This is a genomic window from Pseudonocardia sp. T1-2H (assembly GCF_038039215.1).
GTDB lineage: Bacteria > Actinomycetota > Actinomycetes > Mycobacteriales > Pseudonocardiaceae > Pseudonocardia.
In genome coordinates, this window is record NZ_JBBPCL010000001.1 from 3967698 (window position 1) to 3988605 (window position 20908).

Annotated in this window: 18 protein-coding genes; 1 reads left to right on the forward strand and 17 read right to left on the reverse strand. The window is 73.8% G+C overall.

The window, feature by feature from the left end; all coding sequences use genetic code 11:
- Window positions 1–7: 7 nt before the first annotated feature.
- From WBK50_RS19490 to WBK50_RS19525, 8 genes are all read right to left on the reverse strand, one after another.
- Window positions 8–508, reverse strand: a complete 501-nt coding sequence (locus WBK50_RS19490; protein WP_341336979.1) for a type II toxin-antitoxin system PemK/MazF family toxin — start codon at window positions 506–508, stop codon at window positions 8–10.
- 69 nt (window positions 509–577) lie between these two features.
- The gene (bsaP, locus tag WBK50_RS19495) at window positions 578–763 is read right to left on the reverse strand and encodes a biotin synthase auxiliary protein BsaP (RefSeq protein WP_341336980.1); all 186 of its coding nucleotides are present in this window, start codon (window positions 761–763) and stop codon (window positions 578–580) included.
- Entirely contained in the window at window positions 760–1767 is a 1008-nt protein-coding gene (gene bioB / locus WBK50_RS19500; protein ID WP_341336981.1) for a biotin synthase BioB, read from the reverse strand. Before bioB ends, bsaP begins: the two co-directional genes overlap by 4 nt.
- A complete protein-coding gene (gene bioD / locus WBK50_RS19505; RefSeq protein ID WP_341336982.1) occupies window positions 1764–2465 on the reverse strand; it encodes a dethiobiotin synthase in 702 nt (233 codons plus the stop codon). The genes bioB and bioD overlap by 4 nt, the downstream gene beginning before the upstream one ends.
- Before the next feature lie 40 nt (window positions 2466–2505).
- Window positions 2506–3651, reverse strand: a complete 1146-nt coding sequence (locus WBK50_RS19510; protein ID WP_341336983.1) for an 8-amino-7-oxononanoate synthase — start codon at window positions 3649–3651, stop codon at window positions 2506–2508.
- A gap of 157 nt (window positions 3652–3808) precedes the next feature.
- On the reverse strand, window positions 3809–4183 hold the full coding sequence (trxA, locus tag WBK50_RS19515; protein ID WP_297496780.1) for a thioredoxin: 375 nt from the start codon (window positions 4181–4183) through the stop codon (window positions 3809–3811).
- A gap of 50 nt (window positions 4184–4233) precedes the next feature.
- On the reverse strand, window positions 4234–6456 hold the full coding sequence (locus WBK50_RS19520; protein WP_341336984.1) for a SulP family inorganic anion transporter: 2223 nt from the start codon (window positions 6454–6456) through the stop codon (window positions 4234–4236).
- A 413-nt stretch (window positions 6457–6869) separates the two neighbouring features.
- The gene (locus tag WBK50_RS19525) at window positions 6870–8183 is read right to left on the reverse strand and encodes an adenosylmethionine--8-amino-7-oxononanoate transaminase (RefSeq protein WP_445942285.1); all 1314 of its coding nucleotides are present in this window, start codon (window positions 8181–8183) and stop codon (window positions 6870–6872) included.
- A 40-nt stretch (window positions 8184–8223) separates the two neighbouring features.
- Here WBK50_RS19525 and WBK50_RS19530 point away from each other — a divergent pair, with 40 nt between their 5' ends.
- Window positions 8224–9120 (forward strand): PaaX family transcriptional regulator, encoded by an 897-nt coding sequence (locus WBK50_RS19530; RefSeq protein WP_341336986.1) that lies wholly within the window; start codon window positions 8224–8226, stop codon window positions 9118–9120.
- A 93-nt stretch (window positions 9121–9213) separates the two neighbouring features.
- Here the strand turns inward: WBK50_RS19530 and dnaE are convergent, their stop codons facing one another.
- The 9 genes from dnaE to WBK50_RS19575 all read right to left on the reverse strand — a co-directional run bounded on the left by dnaE (window position 9214) and on the right by WBK50_RS19575 (window position 20803).
- Entirely contained in the window at window positions 9214–12762 is a 3549-nt protein-coding gene (gene dnaE / locus WBK50_RS19535) for a DNA polymerase III subunit alpha (protein WP_341336987.1), read from the reverse strand.
- A gap of 400 nt (window positions 12763–13162) precedes the next feature.
- The gene (locus WBK50_RS19540) at window positions 13163–14317 is read right to left on the reverse strand and encodes a glycosyltransferase (protein ID WP_341336988.1); all 1155 of its coding nucleotides are present in this window, start codon (window positions 14315–14317) and stop codon (window positions 13163–13165) included.
- A gap of 41 nt (window positions 14318–14358) precedes the next feature.
- Window positions 14359–15282, reverse strand: a complete 924-nt coding sequence (locus WBK50_RS19545) for a hypothetical protein (RefSeq protein ID WP_341336989.1) — start codon at window positions 15280–15282, stop codon at window positions 14359–14361.
- Window positions 15279–16001, reverse strand: coding sequence for a DUF998 domain-containing protein (locus tag WBK50_RS19550; protein WP_341336990.1), 723 nt, complete (start codon window positions 15999–16001; stop codon window positions 15279–15281). Before WBK50_RS19550 ends, WBK50_RS19545 begins: the two co-directional genes overlap by 4 nt.
- 105 nt (window positions 16002–16106) lie before the next feature.
- Window positions 16107–16787 (reverse strand): hypothetical protein, encoded by a 681-nt coding sequence (locus tag WBK50_RS19555; protein WP_341336991.1) that lies wholly within the window; start codon window positions 16785–16787, stop codon window positions 16107–16109.
- Window positions 16787–17671, reverse strand: coding sequence for an RluA family pseudouridine synthase (locus WBK50_RS19560; protein ID WP_341339449.1), 885 nt, complete (start codon window positions 17669–17671; stop codon window positions 16787–16789). Before WBK50_RS19560 ends, WBK50_RS19555 begins: the two co-directional genes overlap by 1 nt.
- A gap of 37 nt (window positions 17672–17708) precedes the next feature.
- Window positions 17709–18263, reverse strand: a complete 555-nt coding sequence (gene lspA / locus WBK50_RS19565) for a signal peptidase II (protein WP_341336992.1) — start codon at window positions 18261–18263, stop codon at window positions 17709–17711.
- A gap of 7 nt (window positions 18264–18270) precedes the next feature.
- Complete coding sequence (locus tag WBK50_RS19570) at window positions 18271–19812, reverse strand: potassium/proton antiporter (protein WP_341336993.1); 1542 nt, start codon at window positions 19810–19812, stop codon at window positions 18271–18273.
- Window positions 19813–20044: 232 nt separating this feature from the next.
- Window positions 20045–20803, reverse strand: a complete 759-nt coding sequence (locus WBK50_RS19575) for a class I SAM-dependent methyltransferase (RefSeq protein WP_341336994.1) — start codon at window positions 20801–20803, stop codon at window positions 20045–20047.
- Window positions 20804–20908: the final 105 nt, after the last annotated feature.

The following is a 20908-nucleotide window of genomic DNA, read 5'->3' on the forward strand; positions in this document are numbered from 1 at the left end:
CGGGCGGTCAGGTCCAGCCGTACCGGGTGCGCAGGGCGTCCGCGACGCGGTCGAAGCGGGCCTCGTCCAGGATCGCGCCCTCGCGGCGGATGTCGTGCTCGCCGACCTCGAGCACCCGGTCCAGGCGGATGAACGACTCGCGGCCCTCGCGGTCCCACTCGCCGCTGCCGATGCCGATCCAGCCCGGCTCGCCGTCGCGTCTGTGCTGGCTGGAGAGCATCAGCCCGAGCAGCTCGCCCTGCCGGCGGCCGACGACGAGCAGCGGGCGGTCCTTGCCCTGGCTCGCGTCCTCCTCGAAGGGCACCCACGTCCAGACGATCTCGCCGGGATCCGCGGCGCCGTCGAGCTCGGGGGCGTAGACGACGGTCCGCGCCCGCTCCGCGGTGGGCGCGGTGCGCACGCCGCCGTGCCCCTCCGGTCGCGGCGCGGGCTCCGTGCCACCCGACTCCGCCAACAGCTTCATCCCGACATCCACCGCCTGCTTGAGCAGGTTCCCCCAGTCCGGCATGGGCACAGCATGGCCGACGGCCCGGTCCCGCACCGCACCGGCCCGCCGGGCGATCAGCCGCCTGTGCCCTCAGGAGCCGGTGAGCTCGCCGTGCCGGCTGCACCGCGCGACCCAGCCCACCGGCGTCACCTGGACGACCATCCGGCGGGCGCACTCCGGGCAGTAGCGCGGCGGTTCGAGCTCCCGTCCCCGGGCGCAGCGCTCGTGTCCCGGGTCCGTGGCGGGGTGGCCGCAGCGGTCGCAGAAGAGGGTCACAGGGTGTCGTTGAGGGCCTTGAGCGGCATCTCCAGCTCGCCCAGCAGGTCGATGTCCGACTCCGCGGGCCGCCCGAGCGTCGTCAGGTAGTTCCCGACGATCACCGCGTTGATCCCGCCGAGCAGGCCCTGCCGCGCACCGAGGTCGCCGAGGGTGATCTCCCGGCCGCCCGCGAACCGCAGCACGGTCCGGGGCATCGCCAACCGGAAGGCGGCGACGGTGCGCAGCGCGTCCGGCCCGGCCATCGGCTCCAGGTCCCCGAACGGCGTACCCGGACGCGGGTTGAGGAAGTTCAGCGGCACCTCGTCCGGGGTCAGCGACGCGAGCTGCGCGGCGAACTCCGCGCGCTGCTCCAGCGTCTCCCCCATACCGACGATCCCGCCGCAGCAGACCTCCATGCCGGCCTCGCGCACCAGCCGCAGGGTCTCCCAGCGCTCCTCCCACGTGTGCGTGGTGACCACGTTCGGGAAGTGCGAGCGCGCCGTCTCGAGGTTGTGGTTGTAGCGGTGCACACCCATCGCGGCGAGCTCGCCGACCTGCTCGGGGGTCAACATGCCCAGCGAGCAGGCGATGTTGATGTCGACCTCGTCCTTGATCGCGGCGATACCGGCGGCGACCTGGCTCATCAGCCGCGCGTCCGGCCCGCGGACGGCCGCGACGATGCAGAACTCCGTCGCCCCGGTCTTCGCGGTCTGCTTCGCGGCCTCGACGAGCATCGGCACGTCCAGCCACGCCGAGCGGACCGGGGACTCGAAGAGCCCGGACTGGGAGCAGAAGTGGCAGTCCTCGGGGCAGCCGCCGGTCTTCAGCGAGATGATCCCCTCGACCTCGACCTCCGGGCCGCACCAGCGCATCCGCACCTCGTGGGCCAGCGCCAGGAGCTCGTCGAGCTCGGAGTCCGGCAGCCGCAGGACGTCGAGGACCTGCTGCTCGGAGAGGCCTTCGCCGTTCTCGAGGACCTGGGTTCGGGCGAGGCCGAGAATGGCCGACTGCGTTGTGGTCACGGCTCGGGACTATGCCATTCGCCCCCGAGCTCCGGAGCCAGGGTGTGACGCGCGACGCCGGTGAACCGTTCCGGCGCAAGGCTTCCGGACCCCTCGGGCACGGCGCCGAGCAGCGGGACCCGGGTCACCGCCGGCAGGTCCGCGAGGTTGCAGCGCGCCGCGAGGTCCGGGCACCGCGGCCAGGACCCGACGACGACGCCCGCGCACCCGAGCTCGCGCACCGCGAGCGCCTCCGTGGTCAGCGCCGTGTGGTTGAGCGTGCCCAGCCCCGCGGCCGCGACGACGAGCACCGGCGCCCCCAGCTCGGCCGCGACGTCCGCGAGCGTCCCCGACCCGGCGAACCGCACGAGCAGCCCGCCGGCCCCCTCGACGAGCACCAGGTCGTGCTCGCGGGCCAGCCGCAGCGCCGCACGCGCCACCTCCCCCGGCGTAACGGGCGGGGCTCCGGCCAGGCGCGCGGCGGTGTCCGGGGCGAGCGGCGCCGGGTAGCGGGCGAGCTCGCGCGTCGTCACCGCCGGGACGAGGGCCCGGACCCGGGCGAGGTCCCCGGGCTCCCCTTCCGCGACGCCGGTCTGCGCGGGCTTGAGCACCGCGACCCGCTCCCCGGCCGCGACCGCGAGCGCGGCCACCGCCGCCGTGACCACCGTCTTGCCGACGTCGGTCCCGGTGCCGCTGACCAGCAGGATCCGGCCGCTCACGAGTCGCCCACGCTCGCCGCCACGGCGCACCCCGTCCTGCTCATGCCTCGGCCCCGCGCAGGACCTCGCCCAGAACCTGCCGGACGCGGTCGAGTTCGGCGCCGGTGAGGTCCGCCCGGGCCGTCAGCCGCAGCCGGCTCGTCCCCTCGGGCACCGACGGTGGCCGGAAGCAGCCGACCCGCACCCCGGCGTCGAGGCAGCGCTGCGCCGCCTCGTACGCGAGGACCGGCGAGCCCAGCACCACGGACACCACGGCCGACGGCGGCGCGGGCACCCCGGCCGACCGCGCGAGCTCGGCCGCGACCCGCAGCACCTCGGCGGGCAACGCCGGTTCGTCCATGAGCACGCGCAGCGCGGCCAGGGCGGCGCCGACGGCCGGCGGGTTGAGCGCGGTGTCGAAGATGAAGGTGCGTGCGGCGTCCACCAGGTGCGCGGTCACGGCGGCCGGGCCGAGCACCGCACCGCCCTGGCTACCGAGTGCCTTGGACAGGGTGACGGTGGCGACGACGTCGTCCGCGCCGGCCAGCCCCTCGGCGGCGAGGACACCCCGCCCGCCGGGACCGGCGACGCCGAGCCCGTGCGCCTCGTCGACGACCAGGACCGCGCCGCGCGCCCGGCTCACCGCGTGCAGCTCGCGCAGGGGGGCCAGGTCGCCGTCGACGCTGTTCACGCTGTCGGTCACGACGAGGGCGCGCTCCTCGGTGCGGGCAGCCAGCGCGGCGTCGACGGCGGCCACGTCGTTGTGCGCGACCACCACGGTCCGCGCGCGGGACAACCGGCAGGCGTCGACGAGCGAGGCGTGGTTGGCGGCGTCGGAGACGATCAGCGCGCCCGGCCCGGACAGGGCCGTCAGCACGCCGAGATTGGCCGCGTAGCCCGAGGAGAAGACGAGCGCGGACTCGGCGCCGCAGAAGGCGGCGAGCTCACGCTCCAACATGGAGTGCAGCTGCGTGCTGCCGGTGACGAGCCGGGACCCGGTGGACCCCGCGCCCCAGGTCCGGGCCGCCTCGACGGCCCCGTCGACCACGCGTTTGTCCCGGCCCAGACCGAGGTAGTCGTTCCCCGCCAGGTCGATCACGTCCGCCGACGGGGCCCGCGGGCGCAGCTCCCGACGTAGCCCGGCGGCCCGCCGGCGCTCGGCCACGGCGTCCAACCAGGACAGCGGATGCGGGTCGGCGGTTTCCACGACCGGTGACACTAGAGCGTGGGGCACCGCCCGCGGACAGCCGAGTGGCGAAGACCCCGTGATCCGACCCCGCACACGCATCGATCCGGGCGACCCCGGAACACACGCATCGATCCGGGCGACCCCGGAACACGGGGCCGCCCGGATCGGGGGTGGCTCAGGCCTGCTGCTCGGACTCGGCCTGTGCGACGGAGGCGCGGACCTCGTCCATGTCCACCTCGCGCACCTTGCCGATCAGCTCCTCCAGCGCCGGACCGGGCAGCGCGCCGGGCTCGGCGTAGAGCACCACGCCGTCGCGCACTGCCATCAACGTCGGGATGGAGGAGATGCCGAAGGCCTGCGCGAGCTGCGTCTGGGCCTCCGTGTCCACCTTGCCGAACGTGATGTCGCCGTGCCGTTCGGACGCCTCGTCGAAGACGGGGGCGAACTGGCGGCAGGGACCGCACCATTCCGCCCAGAAGTCCACGAGGACGGTGCCCTCGGCACTCACGACGTCGTTGAAGTTCTCGGTCGTCAGTTCCACCGTTGCCATGCGTCCCTCAACTCTCCTCGGCCGGCTCGTGTTCCCGCGGGTACCCAGCGTCATCCGCGCAGAACCGGCAGCACGCCGCCGGCGCGGTCGTGCGGGCGGAACTCCTGCGCGTCCGCGTCGTAGACGAGGACGCCGGCCGTCTGGATGTCGAAGAACAGGCCCATCAGCTCGGCGTCCACGTCCAGCTCGCGCAGCCGGTCCAGCTGGACCGCGACGTTGACCATGGCCAGGCAGTCGTTCTGCGCGAAGCCGTCGCGGGCGCCGGCCCGGCCGGCCGGGTGGCCGTCGACCCAGGCCTCGAGGCTCGACGCCCCGCCCTTGAGCCAGTCCCCGAGCGCGCCCTCCGGCATGTCCGTCGGGACGCCGTCGACGAGGCCCTTCATCGCGCCGCAGCCGGAGTGGCCGCAGACCGCGATCAACGGGACGTGCAGCACGGACGTCGCGTACTGGACCGCCGCCAGGGTGCTCGTCCCGGAGACCAGGTTGCCGACGTTCTGCACCGTGAACAGGTCGCCCGGCCCGCTGTGCGTGATCATGCTCGGCATCATCCGGGAGTCCGCGCAGGTCAGCAGCAGCCCGGACGGGCTCTGCCCGTGGGCGAGGCCGGACATCGTCGGACGGATCGCCCCGGCGGTCCGTGCGTGGTAGGCGGCGACCCCGGCGAGCATCGGGGCCGACGCGCTGCCGTCACCGTGCTCCTGGGCCCACTGGGACCAGGTCGCGAAGCGGCCGTGGGACTCCTCGGCGCGCGCGTCCCCCGGCTCGTCGACCTCGACGAAGCCGCCGGTCCCGCGATGCAGTCGGGTCCAGGCCTCGAGATGGTCGAACGCCGCGTGGTCGAGGTAGTCGACGACGAGCTCGATCCGGGCCGGCGCGCCCGCGGGTACCTCCGACAACACCCGGGACAGCGTGGGCACCGAGAGGAAGCTCAGCGTCCCCTCGACGACGACGCGGTGCAGCTCGCCCTCCCGTTCGATCCGGACCCGGGCCCGCACCGCGCGGCGCAGCACCATCAGGCCGGCGAGGACGAGCCCGATCGCGACGCCCTCCAGCAGGTTCAGGAACACCACCCCGGCGACCGTCACCACGTAGAGCAGCAGCTCGCCGTGTCGGTGCGAGGTGCGGATGTCCGCGACCTTCACCAGCTGCAGGCCGACGACGACCAGCAGCCCGGCGAGCCCGGCCAGCGGGATCAGCTCGATCACCGACACGAGCGCGATGCCGAAGACGGCGATCCACACGCCGTGCAGGACCGCGGAGTTGCGGCTGCGGGCCCCCGCGCGGACGTTCGCGGAGCTGCGCACGATCACCCCGGTGATCGGCAGGCCGCCGAGCAGGCCGGAGACGGCGTTGCCGGCGCCCTGGCCGAGCAGCTCGCGGTCCGGGTTCGTGCGCACGCCACCGTGCATCCGGTCGACCGCGACGGCGGAGAGCAGGCTCTCGACGCTCGCGACGAGGGCGACGGTCAGCATGCCGCCGAGCACGCCCGTCCAGAGGCCGCTGTCGGGCAGCACCGGCAGCGCCACGGACTCGATGAGGTTGCCCGGCAGGTCGACCCGCGGGACGTCCGGCCAGAGCAGGGCCAGCGCGGTGGCGGCCCCGACGGCGACGAGGGCGCCGGGCACGGCCTTCTGCGGGCCGGGGATCCGCGGCCACACCAGCATGATCGCGACGGCGGCCAGGCCGACGACGACGGCGTGTCCGTGCAGGCCCGCGAGCTGCGCGGGCAGTGCCAGGATGTTGTCCAGGGCGGCGGTCTGCGCCGTCCCGCCGAGCACCACGTGCAGCTGGGCGAGCGCGATCGTGATGCCGATCCCGGCGAGCATCCCGTGCACGACGGCCGGCGGGATGGCCTGGGTGAACCGGGCGAGCCGGGAGAGGCCGAAGAGGATCTGCAGGGCACCGGCGCCGACCGTGATCAGGCAGGTGACCTGCCAGCCGAACTGGTCGACGAGGCCGGCCACGATGACCGTCAGGCCCGCGGCGGGACCGCTGACGGCGAGCGGCGAGCCGCCCAGGAGGCCGGCGACGACGCCGCCGACGACGCCGGCGACGAGGCCGGCCATGATCGGCGCACCGGAGGCGAGGGCGATACCGAGGGAGAGCGGCACGGCGACGAGGAACACGACGAGCGAGGCGCCGAGGTCTGCGCGGAGCGCGGCCGGACTCCAGCGGGAACCGTCCGGACCGCCCGGTCCGGGGCGGCCGGGCGGGGCGTGCGGGCGGGACTCGGCCCTCGGGAGAGCGGTGTGCGGGGCGGGATGCTGCGGCACGGCGGGGATCCTCCGGTCGGTCATCACACGTTCGAGATCTGGCAGGAAGCGCACGAGAGCGACGCTGCAGCGGCGTGCGTACTGAGCCAACCGGAGTAACGCCGGTGGCGGTTCCCGACCGTACTTCCGTTACGTCCGTTTCTCCGACAGATCTGTGACCGCGAGTGGTCGGCCGCGTGGGCTGAGCCCCGGTACGTCCGGCTCGTGGCCTCCGTGCGGGTGACACGGATGGTGATCCACGGCGGTCGACCCACCCGACGGCGCGCCGCACTGCTCCACTCGTGTGGATCATGGTGTGGGGGGCCACACGTCACTCGTTCGAGGAACGCTCGTCGACGTGCAGTGAAACCCCGGATGACCGATCGGGGCGATCGAGCCCGGCGTCACACCGGTTCCCGCGACCGGAGGGCGGATCAGGCCGCCGCGGCGACCGCCTGGACGCCCTCGGTGATCACCGCGAGATCCTCGGACGTGCAGATGTACGGCGGCATGGTGTAGACGAGGTCGCGGAAGGGCCGCAGCCACACCCCGGCGTCCAGGGCCGCCGCCGTCGCCGCGCCCATGTCCACCTCGTGGTCAAGCTGGACGACGCCGATCGCCCCCAGGACCCGGACGTCGACGACGCCCGGCAGGTCCTTCGCCGGCGCGAGACCGGCCCGCAGGGCGGCCTCGATCCTGCTCACCTCGGCGCGCCAGTCCCGCTCCCGCAGCAGCGAGATCGACGCGCACGCGACGGCGGAGGCGAGCGGGTTGCCCATGAACGTGGGGCCGTGCATGAGGACCCCGGCCTCGCCCTCGGAGATGCCCCGGGCGACCTCCGGCGTGCAGAGCGCGGCCGCCATGGTGACATAACCACCGGTCAGGGCCTTGCCGACGCACATGACGTCCGGGCTGACCCCGGCGTGGTCCGCCGCGAACATCTCACCGGTGCGGCCGAAACCGGTGGCGATCTCGTCGAACACCAGAAGGACGTCGTGGGTGTAGCAGAGCTCGCGCAGCACATGCAGGTAGCGCGGGTCGTGGAAGCGCATGCCGCCCGCGCCCTGCACGACCGGCTCGACGACGACCGCCGCGAGCTCGTCGGCGTGGGCCTCGATCAGCGCGGCGAGCTCCGCGACGTAGGCCTGCTCGAACGCCCGCGGCGGCGCGCTCGCGAACACCTGGGGGGTCAGGACGTCCCGCCACAGCGAGTGCATCCCGCCGTCCGGGTCGCAGATGCTCATCGCGCCGAAGGTGTCACCGTGGTAGCCGCCGCGCCAGGTCAGCAGCCGGTGCTTCGCCGGTCGCCCCCGCGAGCGCTGGTACTGCAGGCACATCTTGATGGCGACCTCGACGGACACGGATCCGGAGTCCGCGAGGAACACGTGCTGCAGCGGCTCGGGGGTGACCTCGACCAGCAGCTTCGCGAGATCGACGGCGGGTCCGTGGGTGAGGCCGCCGAACATCACGTGGCTCATGACGTCGAGCTGGTCCCGGACCGCCGCGTCGAGGACGGGGTTTCGGTAGCCGTGGATCGCCGCCCACCAGGACGACATGCCGTCGACCAGCTCGCGGGTGGTCCCGTCCGGCGCGACGACGCGCAGCCGCACGCCCTCGGCCGACTCGACGATCACCGGCTCCACGCTGGCGGGCATCGGCGCGTAGGGATGCCAGACATGGTCGCGGTCGATCGCGCGCAGTTCGGGGACACGGTCGAGGGAGGGGTGCGCGGTGTCGGGACTCACCAACGGACCCTATCCGGGGTCGCGGTCTAGGCTGACCGGCGTCATGTCCACCGATACCGAGCCCTCCAGCGCCCTCGGCGCACGCACCGGGCCGGGCGGCGGCGCGCACCCCGCGCTGTCCCGGCGCCGCGGCCTCGGCCAGACCAGCGCGCGGTCGCTGCTGCTCACCGTTCTGGGCGAGTTCGTGCTCCCCCGCGAGGAACCGGTCTGGACGCAGGTCCTGATCGACGTGCTCGGCGGGCTGGACGTGGAGAACAAGTCCGCCCGCCAGGCCCTCGCCCGCACCGCCGCCGAGGGCCTGCTCGTCTCGGACCGTTCCGGACGCCGGGTCCGCTGGTCCCTCACCGGGTCCGGCCGCCGGCTGCTGTCCGACGGCGCGGCCCGGATCTACGGGTTCGGCGCGCCCGCCGCCGCCTGGGACGAGCGGTGGCTGGTCCTGCTGGTCAGCGTGCCGGAGTCCCGGCGGCAGCTGCGGCACCGGCTGCGCACCCGGCTCGCGTGGGCCGGCCTCGGCTCCCCCGCCCCCGGGGTGTGGGTCTCCCCCGACCCGGCCAAGCAGGAGGAGGTCGCGGACGTCGTCGCGGACCTGGGGCTGGAGGAGGTGACCAGCTCGTTCGTCGGGCCGTTCGGCGCCATCGGGAGCCAGGCGGACGTCGTCGCGCAGGCGTGGGACCTCGCGGAGGTCGAGGAGGCCTACGAGGAGTTCATCGCCGAGTTCGCCGACGCGGCGCCGTCGACGCCCGCCGAGGTGCTCGCCCACCAGATCCTGTTGGTGCACGCCTGGCGTCGCTTCCCGTTCCTGGACCCGAAGCTGCCGGCCGAGCTGCTGCCCGCGGAGTGGGCGGGCTCGCGGGCCGCGGAGCTCTTCGAGTCCCGGCACGAGCTCTGGCGGGACCAGGCCCAGGCGCACTGGCAGGCGTTGGTCCGCAGCGCGAGCTAGCTTCCTGTCTCCGACGAGCGGCACTCACCCTCGTCCGGGCCTACGCGGCGAGGGCCTACGGGGCGAGAGTGCCGATCGTGCAGCTCCGAGGGCTCAGCCGAGGCAGCCGGGGCCCAGCAGCGCCTTCAGGTCCCCGTACAGCGACGGGCTGTTCGTCACCTTCAGGCCCTGGTCCAGGCGCAGCATCGTGGTCTTCGTGCCGTAGACCAGCGCGAGGTGCACCTCGGACGTGCCGGGGTGGTGGGTGAGGACCTCCTTGAGCTGCGCGACCCGCTCCGGGGTGCACATCTCGGTGCGCAGGCTGACCTTCACCGGCAGCCCCGCCTCCCCCGCGGCCTGCAGCTCGGGGACGGCGAGGTCGTTCGCGATCAGGGAGACCCGGTCGTCCCGCTTGTTCACCCGGGCCTTCACCAGCACGATCGCGTCCTCGGCCACGTCCACGCCGACGACCTGGTAGGCGCGCGGGAAGAACAGCACCTCGATACCGCCGACGAGGTCCTCGATCTGGGCCGACGCCCAGGGCTCGCCGTTCTTGTTCACCCGCCGGTTGACGTTCGCGAGGATGCCGCCCACGGTGACCTGTGCGCCCTCGGCGACCGTGCCCTCGAGGATCGCCTGGATCGGGGTGTCCGCCTTGGCCGAGAGGGCCTGCTCGAACCCTTCCAGGGGGTGCCCGGAGACGTAGAGGCCCAGCATCTCCCGCTCGACGGCGAGCTTGTGCTTGGTGTCCCACTCCTCCTCGGGCACCTTGACGTCGAAGAGGCCGGTGAAGGCGTCGTCGTCGGACGGGCCGTCGAGGGAGCCGAAGAGGTCGAACTGGCCCATCGACGCGGCCTTCTTGGTGCTCATCACCTGGTCGATCGCGTCCGCGTGGACGAGCAGCAGACCCTTGCGCGAGTGGCCGAGCGAGTCGAACGCACCGGCCTTGACCAGCGACTCGATGACCTTCTTGTTGCAGACCACCGCGTCGACCTTGCGCAGGAAGTCCGAGAAGTCGGTGAAGTCCCCCTTCTCCTTGCGCGCGGCCACGATCGCGTCGACGACGTTGAAGCCGACGTTGCGGATCGCGCCGAGGCCGAAGCGGATGTCCGTGCCGACCGGGGCGAAGTTCCGGACCGACTCGTTGACGTCCGGCGCCAGGACCTTGATCCCCATCCGGCGGCACTCCGCCAGGTAGATCGCGGCCTTGTCCTTGTCGTCCCGGACCGAGGTGAGCACCGCGGCCATGTACTCCGCGGGGTAGTTCGCCTTGAGGTAGGCCGTCCAGTACGAGACGACGCCGTAGGCGGCGGAGTGCGCGCGGTTGAACGCGTAGTCCGAGAAGGGCAGCAGGATGTCCCAGAGCGTCTTGACCGCGGCCTCGGAGTAGCCGTTGTCCTTCATGCCCTGGGCGAAGCCGGCGTACTCCTTGTCCAGGATCTCCTTCTTCTTCTTGCCCATCGCGCGGCGGAGCAGGTCCGCCTTGCCGAGCGTGTACCCGGCGAGCTTCTGGGCGATCGCCATGACCTGTTCCTGGTAGACGATCAGGCCGTAGGTCTCGCCGAGGATGTCCTTGAGGGGCTCCGCCAGCTCCGGGTGGATCGGCGTGACCTCTTGGCGGCCGTTCTTGCGGTCCGCGTAGTCGTTGTGCGCGTTCGCGCCCATCGGGCCCGGCCGGTAGAGCGCGCCGACGGCCGAGATGTCGTCGAACTCGGTGGGCGCCATCCGGCGCAGCAGGTCCCGCATCGGGCCGCCGTCCAGCTGGAAGACGCCGAGCGTGTCCCCCCGGGCGAGCAGGTCGTAGGTCTTCTGGTCGTCCAGGTCGACGGTCTCGATCTCGAGCTTCGGCTTGCCGTTGAGCTCGATGTTCTCCAGCGCGTCGTCGATGATCGTGAGGTTGCGCAGGCCCAGGAAGTCCATCTTGAGCAGCCCGAGCGTCTCGCAGGCGCCCATGTCGAACTGCGTGATGATCGAGCCGTCGGCCTCGCGGCGCTGGATCGGGATGACGTCCAGCAGCGGCTTGCTGGACATGATCACGCCGGCCGCGTGCACGCCCCACTGGCGCTTGAGGCCCTCGAGGCCCCGCGCGGTGTCGATGATCTCCTTGACCTGCGGGTCCGCCTCGTAGAGGGCCCGGACCTCGGTGGCCTCGGAGTAGCGCTTGTGGCTCGGGTCGAACACCCCGGACAGCGGGATGTCCTTGCCCATGACGGCCGGCGGCATGGCCTTGGTGATCCGGTCCGCCACCGAGTAGCCGGGCTGGCCGAACAGCACGCGCGCCGAGTCCTTGATCGCGGCCTTCGCCTTGATCGTGGAGTAGGTGATGATCTGCGCGATCCGGTCCTCGCCGTACTTCTCCGTGGTGTAGCGGATCATCTCGCCACGCCGACGCTCGTCGAAGTCCATGTCGATGTCGGGCATCGAGATGCGCTCGGGGTTCAGGAACCGCTCGAAGATCAGCTTGTGCTTGATCGGGTCCAGGTCCGTGATGGCCAGCGCGTAGGCGATCAGCGAGCCCGCGGCGGAGCCACGGCCGGGGCCGCACCGGATGCCGACGGACTTGGCGTACTGGATGAGGTCCGCGGTGACCAGGAAGTACCCCGGGAAGCCCATCTGGATGATGACCCCGAGCTCGTACTCGGCCTGCTTGCGGTACTGCTCGGTGACGCCGTTCGGGAACCGCGCGTGCAGCCCCCGCTCGACCTCCTTGATCAGCCAGGACTCCTCGGTCTCGCCCTCCGGGACGGGCGCCCGGGGCATCAGGTCCTGGCTGGCGAAGGAGATGCCGACGCGTTCGGCGACGGCGAGGGTGTTGTCGCAGGCCTCCGGGTGCAGCGGGTCCCACTGGGCGCGCATCTCGGCGGCCGACTTGAGGTAGAAGTCCTGCGCGTCGAACTTGAAGCGGTTCGGGTCCGACATGGTCTTGCCGGTCTGGACGCAGAGCAGCACCTCGTGCGGCTTGTTGTCGTCCGGATAGGTGTAGTGCAGGTCGTTCGTGGCGAGGCCGGGCAGGTCGAGCTTCTTCTTCAGCGCGAAGAGGTCCTCCTGGACCCGCTTCTCGATCTCGATCCCGTGGTCCATCAGCTCGCAGAAGAAGTTGTCCTTGCCGAAGATGTCCCGGTAGTCGCTCGCGGCCTGGCACGCGTCGTCGAAGCGGTCCTGCTGCAGCAGGCGGGCCACCTCGCCGGACGGGCAGCCGGTGGTGGCGATGATCCCCTTGCCGTAGGTCTCCAGCAGCTCGCGGTCCATGCGGGGCTTGTAGTAGTAGCCCTCGAGGCTCGCGAGGCTGGAGAGCCGGAAGAGGTTGTGCATCCCCTCGTTGTTCTCGGCCAGCAGCGTCATGTGGGTGTACATCTCACCCGGGTTGCTGTCGCTGACCTGCTGGCCGCCGAGGGTGGCCCGCTTGCGCTCGTGCCGGGAGCCCGGCGCGAGGTAGCCCTCCATGCCGATGATCGGCTTGACCCCGGCCGCGGTGGCCTTCTTCCAGAACTCGTAGGCCCCGTAGACGTTGCCGTGGTCCGTCATGGCGAGCGCGGGCATCTCCATGCGGGCGGCCTCCTTGAAGAGGTCGTCCAGGCGCGCCGCACCGTCCAGCATCGAGAACTCGGTGTGGGTGTGGAGATGGACGAAGCCGTCCTTGCTGGTTCCGCTCGCCGAGGCCATATGTCTTCCGGGCTCCTCTCACGCGCTCTCGCACGGTGCGTTGCGGTCCCCCGGACGCCCCCCGCGAGTGCCGCTCCCCCTTGCCGGCCGGTGCGGCCGGACGGGGGAAGGGGCGGGTGCTCGCGAGGTCCGGGGAGGGCCAAGACTAACCCCGGGCACCGACACTTCCTCGTGTCCCGGGGGGTGGTCGGCGAACGCCCAGCTCACCGGGGCGAGCGGTGTGTCGGGCCGCTCGACCGGCCTCACTGCGGGTGCTCCTGCGATCACGCGGAGCGTCGGCGGGGGGCCTCCACCGGTCGTTCCGTGAGCCGCGCAGGTGCTGTGGGGGACGGCGCGCGTCGCGTCAAGCCGCGCGTGGTGCCGGGCCGGCGCGTGGAGGGCCGGTGCGGGGTCGAGGGCCTCAGGCCGCCGCGGTGAGGCGGGTGTCCGCCGGGGCGAGGACGCGGGTGTAGACGGCCTCGAACGCGTCCAGGGTGGCGGGCAGGGCGTGCCCCGCCACGATCTCCCGGCTCGTGGCGCCCATCCGGGCCCGGGTGCCACGGTCGCGCAGCAGCGCGCCGAGGGAGGCGGCCAGCGCGTCGATGTCGCCGGGCGGGTAGAGCCAGCCGTTGCGGCCGGGGCGGACGAGATGCGGCAGCGCCATCGCGTCCGCGGCGACGACCGGCTTGCCCGCCGCCATCGCCTCCAGGGTCACCAGGCTCTGCAGCTCCGCGACGCCCGGCATGCAGAAGACCGCGCAGCGCCGGTAGGCCGCGACCAGCTCGGCCTCGTCCACGAAGCCGTGGAAGACGACCCGGTCGGCGATGCCGAGCCGGTCCACCAGCGCGGTCCACTCGGCCCGCTTGCTGCCGTCGCCGACGATCTCCAGGCGCAGGCCGGGCGGCAGCGTCGCGACCGCGCGGATCAGCTCGTCGACCCGCTTCTCCTGGTCCAGACGCCCGACGAACAGGATCGTCGGCGTCGCGTCCTCGGTGCCGCCGGCGTAGCGGTCGGCGTCGATGCCGCAGGAGATGGCCGAGCCGGTCAGGCCGGTCGAGCGCGCCAGGAGCTCGACCGCCCGCGGGGTCGGGGCCGTCACGGCGTCGGCGCGGCCGAAGACCTTCCGCAGGTCCCGCCAGGCGAACCGGGACGCCGGGCCGTGCAGGACGGACGGCAGGAAGGAGTGGTCGAGGAGGTTCTCCGGCATGAAGTGGTTGGTCGCGACGAGCGGGAGCCCGGCCTCGGCCGCGGCCACCGCCACCCCGCGGCCGACCGAGAAGTGGGCCTGCACGTGCACGACGTCCGGGGCGACCTCGCCGAGCACGGCGGCGGTCCCGGGCCGCGCCTGCCAGGGCAGGCACACCCGGAACGAGTCCTGCAGCGGGTAGCGGTGCGAGCGGAGCCGGTGGACGGTCACGCCCTCCACCTCCCGGGAGCCGGCGGGGCCCTCGGGCGACGGGGCGACGACGTGCACCTCGTGCCCGCGTTCGGCCAGCCCGGTGGCCAGCCGTTCGGCGAAGCGGGCGGCGCCGTTCACGTCCGGCGGGTAGGTGTCGGCACCGATCATGATCCGCATGGGGTTCTCCTCGGGACGGTTCGGGGTGGGAATGGAAGAGGTCAGGAGCGGCCGGCGAGCACGGGCTCGCGGTCGTCGGCGGGACGGGCCGGGGTGCGGGTGGCGGCATCGGGGTGGTGCCGGGCGAGGAGCGCGACCCCGCCGGCGGCGACGAGTGCACCGCCGGCCATGCCGAGCACGGCGCCGGTACCGAGCCCGGCGCCCTCACCGAGCAGACCCGTCCCGAGGGCGACGGCCACCACCGGGTCGACGACGGTCAGCGCCGCGACCACCACGGCCGGCGGTCCGGAGGCGAAGGCCTGCTGGACGAGCCAGCCGCCCGTGAGCAGGGCCACGACGACCCCGGCGGCGGCGACGAGGACGGCCTGGTCGAACGGCCCCGCGGCACCCGTCGCGAGCTGCCGGGACACGGCCCGGACGGTCGCGGCGACCAGCCCGAACGCGACCGCGCCGCCCACGGCACAGGCGAGACAGCGCAGCCGTGCGGAGGTCCGGGCGGCCACCGCGGCGAGCAGGAGCACGACCGTGGCCGCGAGCGCCCCGGCGATCAGCAGGGACCGGCCCGGGAGCGCGCCGGTGGCCTCGACCGGGTCTGCCGCGGCTGCGAACCGGACGACCAGCGCGACGCCCCCGACGCAGGCCGCGCTCCCGATGAGAACCGCCGCTGCCGGCCTGCCCCCGTTGCGGAGACCGAGCAGGACCGCGATCGGGACCGCGAGCACCCCGATCGGCTGCACGACGGACACCGGCGCCAGGACGAGCGCGACGGCGTGCAGCGCGGCCCCGCCGGCGGCGAGCCCGATGCCGAGCAGCCAGGACGGGCGGCGGAGCAGGTCCAGGAATCCGGCGAGATCGAGCGAGGGACGGGAGCCGGGCACCCGGACCGCTCCGTGCTGGAGCACCGCGGCGAGGGCGAAGCATCCCGCGCCGGCGGCGGCGAGCACGACGGCGAGCAGGAGGCTCATGCCGCCGCCCCCGAAGCGCCGGCCCCGACCGGGCACCGTCCCACGAGCGCCGGGTCGGCCTCGGGCACCGCGACGAGATCCGGGGCGGTGCGCCGCAGCGCCCGGGCCGTGACGAGCAGCAACACGATCACCAGGGCGTAGAGAACCCGCTCCACCCCACCCAGCAGCGGAAATCGGGGTGAACCGGCGATGTCGATCGCCAGCACGATCGGAACGTGCGCCACCAGGAACGCTCCCGCGGCCACGCCGACGGTCACGGCCAGCCCGCGCAGCGCCCCGTTCCGGAGCGCACGGCCGAGCAGCCATACGGCGATCGGGAGGGTGGCGAAGGCCAGGGCCCCGGCGTACCGGTGCACGCCCGCGGCGAGGTCGGCCGGGACGCCGGGCGGGTTGGTCGGGAAGAGACCCACCAGCAGCAGCGCGGCGCTCCAGCCGAGCAGCAGCACCGGCACGGCGCGGGCCGCCGGGGCGGCGCGCCGGGCGGCCGCCGCGAGGGCCATCCCGACCAGGCCGAGCGCCAGGGCGGCGACCGCCAGCAGCGCGTACCCGCCCGGCAGGGCGACGTAGTCGCTGACGGTGAGGGCCAGGGGGTCGATCCGCGGGGTGGCGAGCGCGCCGGCCAGGTGCAGCCCGCCGGCCGCCGTCACCGCAACCGCGGCGCCGGCCCCCGCGACGAGGAGCGGGTCGGCTGTCCTGTGTGAAGGGGCTTCCTGGCTCATGGGACGACCGTCCCAGCGGACGGGCCGCGGCAGAATCAGGTGATCCACCCAGTCCGACCGGGGGTTACCCCGGGGTCGACCGCGGGTCAGCCCCCGGTCCGACGATCAGGGCGCGGCGGGGACCGGTCCGTCGTCCGGCAGCGGGACGGCCGACTCCCGCTGCTCCGGCAGCAGCGGGGCGAGGGCCAGCTCGGCCGGGGTCGTGCCCACCGGTGCGGCCTGGACCGCCCGGACCCCGCGGGCCGCGGCGAGCGCCTCGAGGGCCGCCCGGCCCGTCTGCACGACGAGCGCGACGACGCACGCGCACGGCCCGCGGTATGCCGCGTCCTCGGCCGCGGCGACGGCCGCGGGACGCCCGCCGAGCCGCGCCGCGTCCGCCCCGGCGGCGATCCCGGCGCGCTGCCGGGCCGTGTCGAGGGCGGCGGGGTTCGGGACCCCGGCGTCGACGGTCTGGAAGCGCAGCGCGGTCTGGACGCGCGGGATCGGCACCCGGAACACGGCCGTCAGGACGCGGTCGTCGCCGACCAGCGCGGCCGCGGCGGCCGGGGTGACCTCGGTGTCGAGCTGCACCAGCGCGGGTGCGGAGGCGCCGGGCGGGGGCAGCTGCGCGGGGAGCCGGGCGCGGTAGTCCGCGACCGCCTCCCCCGGGTCCGGGCCGAGCCGCACCGAACCCGGCGACGGCCCGGGTCCCGCGGGCCCGCCGTACTGCCGTGAGGCGTAGAACGCGACGAGCACGAGGATCACGCCGCAGACGACGTAGGCGGCGAGCCGCCGGTTGCGGGTCATCAGTCCCGCAGCAGCCCGAGGGCTCGCTCGAGGTCCGCCGGGTACTCGCTGACGAACTCGACCCACCGGTCGTCCGCCGGGTGGTGGAACCCCAGCTGCCGGGCGTGCAGCCACTGCCGGCCGAGGTGCAGCCGCTTGGCCAGCGTCGGGTCCGCGCCGTAGGTGATGTCCCCGACGCACGGGTGGCGCAGCGCGGAGAAGTGCACCCGGATCTGGTGCGTGCGGCCGGTCTCCAGGTGCACGTCCAGCAGGCTGGCGGCGCGGAAGGCCTCGATCGTGTCGTAGTGCGTGACGCTCGGCTTCCCGTCCGCGACGACGGCGAACCGGTAGTCGTGCTTCGGGTGCCGGTCGATCGGGGCGTCGATCGTGCCGCTCGTCGGGTCCGGGTGGCCCTGGACGATCGCGTGGTAGCGCTTCTCGACGGTGCGCTCCTTGAACGCCCGCTTCAGCACGGTGTACGCGTGCTCGGACTTCGCGACGACCATGACCCCGGTGGTGCCGACGTCCAGGCGGTGCACGATGCCCTTGCGTTCGGCCGAGCCGGACGTCGAGACGCGGGTGCCCAGGGCCGCCAGCCCGCCGAGGACGGTGGGCCCGGTCCAGCCCGGGCTGGGGTGCGCCGCGACGCCGACGGGCTTGTCCACGACCACGATGTCGTCGTCCTCGTACAGGACGGTGAGACCGGCGACGACCTCCGGCGGGGCCGAGATCGCCGTCGGCACGTCCGGCGACGGCAGCTCGACCTCGAGCCAGCTGCCCGCGGTGAGCCGGTCCGACTTGCCGGCGGCCTGGCCGTCGACGGCGACCCGGCCCTCCTCGGCGAGGGTCGCGACGACGGTGCGGGACAGGCCCAGCAGGCGGGCGAGGCCGGCGTCGACGCGCATGCCGTCCAGGCCGTCGGGCACGGGGAGCTGGCGGAGGTCACTCACTGGGGACGGCTTCTTCCTTGGTGGTCTTCGTGCCGTCGAGCTCGCGCCCGAGCAGGGCCATCAGCACGAGCAGGATCCCGCCGCAGACGATCGAGGAGTCCGCCAGGTTGAACACCGGCCAGACCGAGCCGTCCGGCGCGAAGAGCGACACGACGTCGACCACGTGGCCCTGCAGGGGGCCGGGCGCGCGGAACAGCCGGTCCGTGAGGTTGCCCAGCGCGCCGCCGAGGACCAGCCCGAGGGCGAGCGCCCAGCCGGTCGAACGGAGCTTGCGGGAGATCCGGACGATCACCACGACGACCGCGACGGCGATCAGCGTGAGCACCCAGGTGTAGCCCGTGGCCAGCGAGAACGCGGCGCCCGGGTTGCGCACGAGGACCAGGTAGACGGCACCGCCGAGGAGCTCGACCGGCGGGCGGCCCTCCAGCTCGGCGACGGACAGGGTCTTGGTGAGGATGTCGAGCCCGAGGATCGCGACCGCGACGACGGCGAGCAGCAGCACCCTCTTCGGCGGGAGATCGGGGGCTGTGTCGGGCTCGGCGGTCACCCCACGATTATGCGGGCGCGCCCGGGGTGCCCGGCCGCCGGGCCTTCGGGTCCGGGTCCGAGCTGTCCGGCCGGCCTCCGCCGGACGTGTCCCTCCAGCGGACCAGCGCACCCCCGCGGTCGACGGCGCGGAGCCGTTCCTCGGCCCGGGCGCGCGAGGACGCCGTGGCGACGATGAGCAGCTGGTCCCGCTCGCGCAGCCGCGTCTCCCCGTCCGGGGTGAAGGCGGCCTCGTCCCGGACCACCAGGCTGACCATGGCTCCGCTGGGCAGCCGTAGCTCGCGCAGGTAGACCCCCTGCAGCTTCGACCCGACCGGGATCCGGACCTGGAGCAGGCTGGCGTCGAGCTCGTCGAGCGGGGCGGCGTCGACGCCGATCTCCTGCGGCTCGCTGCCCTTCGCCACGCCGAGGAACCGGGCCACCCAGGGCAGTGTGGTGCCCTGCAGCAGCGTCAGGAAGACGACGAGGACGAACACGACGTCGACCAGCCGCTCGCCACCGGGTGCGCCCTCGACCAGCGCGATCAGCGCGAGCACGATGGGCACCGCGCCGCGCAGCCCGGACCAGGACAGGAAAGCCTGCTCCCGCCACGGCAGCCGGAACGGCAGGGCCGCCGCGACGACGGACAGCGGCCGGGCCAGCACCAGCAGGACGCCCGCACAGATCAGCGCCGGGACCAGCGCGTCGACCAGCCGGGCGGGGCTGGAGTAGAGGCCTAGCAGGACGAACAGGCCGATCTGGGCGAGCCAGCCGGTGCCCTCGGCGAACGACACGACGCCACCGCGGTGCGGGAGCCGCGAGTTGCCGAGGACCAGCGCGGCGACGTAGGTGGCGAGCAGCCCGGACGCGTGCAGCAGCTGCCCGCCGGCGAACGCGAGCACGCAGACGGCCATCGTGGCCAGCGGGTACAGGCCGGTCGACGGCAGCGCCGCCCGCCGGAGCGCCCAGGCGCCGCCGAAACCCAGGGCGAGCCCGATGAGCCCGCCGGCCAGCAGCTCGTAGACCACGAGCGCCGGCGTCACCCAGGTGATCGCCTCGGTGGACGCGAGCAGGATGACGGCCAGGACCACCGGGGCGTCGTTCATACCGGACTCGAGCTCGAGGGCCCCGGCGAGCCGTGGGGAGACGCCGACGCCGCGGAGCACGCTGAACACCGCCGCCGCGTCCGTGGACGAGAGGACCGCGCCCCAGAGGAACGCGACCCGCCAGTCCAGGCCGAGGAGGTAGTGCAGCGCGGTGCCGGCCACCCCGATGCTGACGGCGACGGAGATCGTCGAGAGGCCGATGCCGATGCCCAGCGCCGGGCGGACCGTCTCCCACCGGGTGGTCATGCCGCCCTCGATCAGGATCAGGACGAGCGCGGCGATCCCGATGTTCTCGGTGAGCCGGGCGTCGGAGAACTGCAGGCCGAGGACGGCCTCGCCGAGCAGCATGCCGATGGCGAGGTAGAGCAGGAGCGAGGGCAGGCCGAGGCGGACGGACACCCGGACCGCGATGACGCCGAGCAGCACCACCCCGGCGACCGCGCCGAGCACAACCTCCAGACTCATCCGCACCCCCTACGCAATCCTATCGGCGCAGGTCGGAAGCACTTTCGCCGGGTTGGAAGAGTCGGCCGGCCGCCGGCATCCGCACGTCGGCGACAACGAGGTCGGGCAGGGCCGCGCCCGCCGCCCGCAGCAGCGCCGCCCCACAACCCGGCGAGTCGCGATCTGGGACCCCGCGAGTCGCGCCCTGGAACCCCGCGAGTCGGGCCGGAGGGGGTCCGGAGCGCTGTGCGGGTCAGGACCGCCAGACGAGCGTCGCGGCGGTCCTGGTCCGCGCCGGGATCTCCGCCAGGGCCGTCGCCACCTCGTCGGCCCGGGCGACGGGCAGGCACAGCCGCCGTGCCACCCACGCCGGGTCGTGCGGCAGCCGCCGGCTCCGCTCCCACCGTGTCACCTCGGGCTCGAGCCCGAGTTCGCGGAGGACCGCCACGGCGTCCTCCGTCGTGGCGGACGGCGGCCGGTGCAGGCCGTGGAAGCGCACCCACAACGGATCCAGCCAGGCCATCGGATGCTCGGCCATCATCTCCACGACGACGCCGCGCCGGGCCGCGGCGGTGAGCGCGGCGACGAACGGGGGCAAATCGACGACATTGTGCAGCACGTGATGGCACGTGACGAGGTCCGCGCTCCCGGCGTCGGGGGCGGCGTCCGGCCAGCGCCCGAGGACCGTCCGGAAGGGGACGCCGCGGGCCCGGGCGCCGGCGGCGAACAGGTCGAGCATGTCCTGTTGCTGGTCCGCCCCGGTCGCGTCGGTCAACGGGCCGACCAGGGCGAACGCCGCGTCCCCGCCGCCGCAGCCGACGTCGAGGACGCTCCCGGCAGCGCCGAGGAGCGCCAGGCCGGCGTCCCGCGACGGAGTGTCGGACGGGACGTCGGGCGCTGTGAAGTCCTGCGGATCGTGCACCCAGGGGCTCGCCGGAACCTGCGCGAGGATCTCCGGCGGGACGGCCCGCCCCTCCTGCAGCTCGGCCCACCGCTCCGCGGCACCGCCCATCGGTCCTCCCTCAGAAGCTCGGCGGGTCGGGAGACGAGCGACACCTCGCGAGCCCACGACTCACACTGTCCTCTCCCGACTCGCGCCCGGCAGAGCCGGCTCGCC

Coding starts and splice junctions, on each gene's coding strand:
- WBK50_RS19570 (WP_341336993.1), bottom strand. CDS start 19,812: ATGAGTCTGGAGGTTGTGCTCGGCGCGGTCGCCGGGGTGGTGCTGCTC.
- trxA (WP_297496780.1), bottom strand. CDS start 4,183: ATGGCAACGGTGGAACTGACGACCGAGAACTTCAACGACGTCGTGAGT.
- WBK50_RS19555 (WP_341336991.1), bottom strand. CDS start 16,787: ATGACCCGCAACCGGCGGCTCGCCGCCTACGTCGTCTGCGGCGTGATC.
- WBK50_RS19545 (WP_341336989.1), bottom strand. CDS start 15,282: ATGAGCCTCCTGCTCGCCGTCGTGCTCGCCGCCGCCGGCGCGGGATGC.
- WBK50_RS19530 (WP_341336986.1), top strand. CDS start 8,224: ATGTCCACCGATACCGAGCCCTCCAGCGCCCTCGGCGCACGCACCGGG.
- WBK50_RS19540 (WP_341336988.1), bottom strand. CDS start 14,317: ATGCGGATCATGATCGGTGCCGACACCTACCCGCCGGACGTGAACGGC.
- dnaE (WP_341336987.1), bottom strand. CDS start 12,762: ATGGCCTCGGCGAGCGGAACCAGCAAGGACGGCTTCGTCCATCTCCAC.
- WBK50_RS19490 (WP_341336979.1), bottom strand. CDS start 508: ATGCCGGACTGGGGGAACCTGCTCAAGCAGGCGGTGGATGTCGGGATG.
- WBK50_RS19575 (WP_341336994.1), bottom strand. CDS start 20,803: ATGGGCGGTGCCGCGGAGCGGTGGGCCGAGCTGCAGGAGGGGCGGGCC.
- WBK50_RS19560 (WP_341339449.1), bottom strand. CDS start 17,671: ATGCGCGTCGACGCCGGCCTCGCCCGCCTGCTGGGCCTGTCCCGCACC.
- WBK50_RS19550 (WP_341336990.1), bottom strand. CDS start 16,001: ATGAGCCAGGAAGCCCCTTCACACAGGACAGCCGACCCGCTCCTCGTC.